Consider the following 2,985-nt stretch of genomic DNA (forward strand, 5'->3'; position numbering starts at 1 on the left):
GGACCGTGTGTCTTAGACGCTAGATCAAGGTAGAAAGGGCGTACGGTGGATGCCTTGGCACTAGGAGCCGATGAAGGACGCGACGAACAGCGAAATGCTCTGGGGAGTGGTAAGTACACATCGATCCAGAGATCTCCGAATGGGGGAACCCACCGCCGGGAGACTGGCGGGACACCCACGTGAATACATAGCGTGGCGTGAGGCATACCCGGGGAACTGAAACATCTAAGTACCCGGAGGAAGAGAAAGAAAATTCGATTCCCTGAGTAGCGGCGAGCGAAACGGGAACAGCCCAAACCAGGAAGCATGCTTCCTGGGGTTGTAGGACACTCTACACGGAGTTACAAAGGGATAGGGTAGGTGAACGACCTGGAAAGGTCGGCCAGAGAAGGTGACGGCCCTGTAGCCGAAACCCCATCCCCTCCAGAGTGGATCCTGAGTACGGCGGGACACGTGAAACCCCGTCGGAATCCGGGAGGACCATCTCCCAAGGCTAAATACTTCCTAGTGACCGATAGTGAACCAGTACCGTGAGGGAAAGGTGAAAAGCACCCCGGAAGGGGAGTGAAAGAGATCCTGAAACCGTATGCCTACAAGTAGTCAGAGCCCGTTCACGGGTGATGGCGTGCCTTTTGTAGAATGAACCGGCGAGTTACGATGGCGGGCGAGGTTAAGCCGATGAGGCGGAGCCGCAGCGAAAGCGAGTCTGAACAGGGCGCATCAGTCCGTCGTCGTAGACCCGAAACCAGGTGATCTACCCATGTCCAGGATGAAGGTCAGGTAACACTGACTGGAGGTCCGAACCCACGCACGTTGAAAAGTGCGGGGATGAGGTGTGGGTAGCGGTGAAATGCCAATCGAACCTGGAGATAGCTGGTTCTCTCCGAAATAGCTTTAGGGCTAGCCTCGAGGTGAAGAGTTCTGGAGGTAGAGCACTGATTGGACTAGGGGCCCCCACAGGGTTACCGAATTCAGTCAAACTCCGAATGCCAGCAACTTGTACTCGGGAGTCAGACTGCGAGTGATAAGATCCGTAGTCGAGAGGGAAACAGCCCAGACCATCAGCTAAGGTCCCCAAGTGTATGTTAAGTGGAAAAGGATGTGGCGCTGCACAGACAACTAGGATGTTGGCTTAGAAGCAGCCACCATTCAAAGAGTGCGTAATAGCTCACTAGTCGAGTGGCGCCGCGCCGAAAATGTAACGGGGCTAAACATACCACCGAAGCTATGGATCCCGTAAGGGATGGTAGGAGAGCGTTCCAAGCAGCAGTGAAGCGGTATCGTGAGGAGCCGTGGAGCGCTTGGAAGTGAGAATGCCGGTGTGAGTAGCGAAAAGAGGGGTGAGAATCCCCTCCGTCGAAAGCCTAAGGTTTCCTGAGGAAGGCTCGTCCGCTCAGGGTTAGTCTGGACCTAAGCCGAGGCCGAAAGGCGTAGGCGATGGACAACAGGTCGATATTCCTGTACCGCCGTACCACCGTTTGAACGATGGGGGGACGCAGAAGGATAAGGTGACCGTGCGACTGGAAGTGCACGGACAAGCAGCGAGGCCGTCGGGTTGGCAAATCCGCCCGGCATACAAGGTTGAGCTGTGACGTGGAGCCCGTAGGGCGAAGCACCGGATTTCACGCTGCCAAGAAAAGCCTCTAGTGAGGAGGTCGGCGCCAGTACCGCAAACCGACACAGGTAGGCGAGATGAGAATTCTAAGACGCGCGGGATAACTCTCGTTAAGGAACTCGGCAAAATGGTCCCGTAACTTCGGGAGAAGGGACGCTTATGGCAACATAAGCCGCAGTGAATAGGCCCAAACGACTGTTTAGCAAAAACACAGGTCTCTGCTAAATCGCAAGATGAAGTATAGGGGCTGACGCCTGCCCGGTGCTGGAAGGTTAAGGGGATGTGTCATCGCAAGAGAAGCACTGAACCGAAGCCCCAGTAAACGGCGGCCGTAACTATAACGGTCCTAAGGTAGCGAAATTCCTTGTCGGGTAAGTTCCGACCCGCACGAAAGGCGTAACGATTTGGGCACTGTCTCAACGAGAGACCCGGTGAAATCATAGTACCTGTGAAGATGCAGGTTACCCGCGACAGGACGGAAAGACCCCATGGAGCTTTACTACAGCCTGATATTGAGGCTTTGTACGCGATGTACAGGATAGGTGGGAGTTTGTGAAGCCGGAGCGCCAGCTTCGGTGGAGACACCCTTGGGATACCACCCTTTGCGTATAGAGTCTCTAACTCGCAGCCGTGATCCGGCTGGAGGACCGTGTCAGGCGGGTAGTTTGACTGGGGCGGTCGCCTCCTAAACAGTAACGGAGGCGCCCAAAGGTTCCCTCAGAATGGTTGGAAATCATTCGAAGAGTGCAAAGGCAGAAGGGAGCTTGACTGCGAGACCTACAAGTCGAGCAGGGACGAAAGTCGGGCTTAGTGATCCGGTGGTTCCGCATGGAAGGGCCATCGCTCAACGGATAAAAGCTACCCTGGGGATAACAGGCTGATCTCCCCCAAGAGTCCACATCGACGGGGAGGTTTGGCACCTCGATGTCGGCTCATCGCATCCTGGGGCTGGAGTAGGTCCCAAGGGTTGGGCTGTTCGCCCATTAAAGCGGTACGCGAGCTGGGTTCAGAACGTCGTGAGACAGTTCGGTCCCTATCCGTCGTGGGCGCAGGAAATTTGAGGAGAGCTGTCCTTAGTACGAGAGGACCGGGATGGACGCACCGCTGGTGTACCAGTTGTTCCGCCAGGAGCACCGCTGGGTAGCTACGTGCGGACGGGATAAGTGCTGAAAGCATCTAAGCATGAAGCCCCCTCCGAGATGAGATTTCCCTTTGAGCAATCAAGAAAGACCCCTCAGAGACGATGAGGTAGATAGGTCATGGGTGGAAGCGTGGCGACACGTGGAGCTGAATGATACTAATCGGTCGAGGCTTTGATCTAGTCTAATGGTTTGTGTTGATGAATCCTCAGTTTTCAGGGAACAAGCCCT

At 55.3% G+C, this 2,985-nt stretch carries 1 rRNA gene; it reads left to right on the forward strand.

Annotation, left to right across the window (positions count from 1 at the left end):
* Positions 1 to 22: 22 nt before the first annotated feature.
* Positions 23 to 2,936: ribosomal RNA gene (locus KNO65_RS15515) — 23S ribosomal RNA — on the forward strand.
* Positions 2,937 to 2,985: the final 49 nt, after the last annotated feature.

The organism is Exiguobacterium sp. S3, assembly GCF_018617295.1.
GTDB lineage: Bacteria > Bacillota > Bacilli > Exiguobacteriales > Exiguobacteriaceae > Exiguobacterium > Exiguobacterium profundum.